Origin of the sequence: Acinetobacter sp., assembly GCF_036666595.1 — a bacterium.
In the GTDB taxonomy this organism is placed as follows: Bacteria; Pseudomonadota; Gammaproteobacteria; order Pseudomonadales; family Moraxellaceae; genus Acinetobacter.
This window is the reverse complement of record NZ_JAVWVO010000109.1, coordinates 1-616: the sequence shown is the minus strand read 5'-3', so window position 1 is coordinate 616 and position 616 is coordinate 1. Positions and strand designations below refer to the sequence as shown.

The following is a 616-nucleotide window of genomic DNA, read 5'->3' as shown; positions in this document are numbered from 1 at the left end:
TCCTGCGTGCAAAGCAGGCGCTCTACCAACTAAGCTAAGTCCCCAGCTTATCAATAAGTCAATGTTTCTGGTTTTCTGTATTCAGCATTTAACAATGCTTGTTAGTCAGATTTGGTGGGTCTGACAAGACTTGAACTTGTGACCCCACGCTTATCAAGCGTGTGCTCTAACCAACTGAGCTACAGACCCTCAGATACATCGTCATGAAGAACAACTTGTTGTGGATTCTTACCAATCGTCAATCTTTCGTTAAGGAGGTGATCCAGCCGCAGGTTCCCCTACGGCTACCTTGTTACGACTTCACCCCAGTCATGAATCACACCGTGGTAAGCGTCCTCCCGAAGGTTAGACTACCTACTTCTGGTGCAACCCACTCCCATGGTGTGACGGGCGGTGTGTACAAGGCCCGGGAACGTATTCACCGCGACATTCTGATTCGCGATTACTAGCGATTCCGACTTCACGCAGTCGAGTTGCAGACTGCGATCCGGACTACGATCGGTTTTGTGAGATTAGCTCCACCTCGCGGCTTGGCAACCCTCTGTACCGACCATTGTAGCACGTGTGTAGCCCAGGCCGTAAGGGCCATGATGACTTGACGTCATCCCCACCTTCC

Annotated in this window: 1 tRNA gene and 1 rRNA gene; both read right to left on the bottom strand. The window is 51.0% G+C overall.

The window, feature by feature from the left end:
- Positions 1 to 112: 112 nt before the first annotated feature.
- Positions 113 to 189: transfer RNA gene (locus RR876_RS17050), tRNA-Ile, on the bottom strand.
- 61 nt (positions 190 to 250) lie between these two features.
- Positions 251 to 616 (bottom strand): 16S ribosomal RNA (locus RR876_RS17045); the annotation flags it as partial.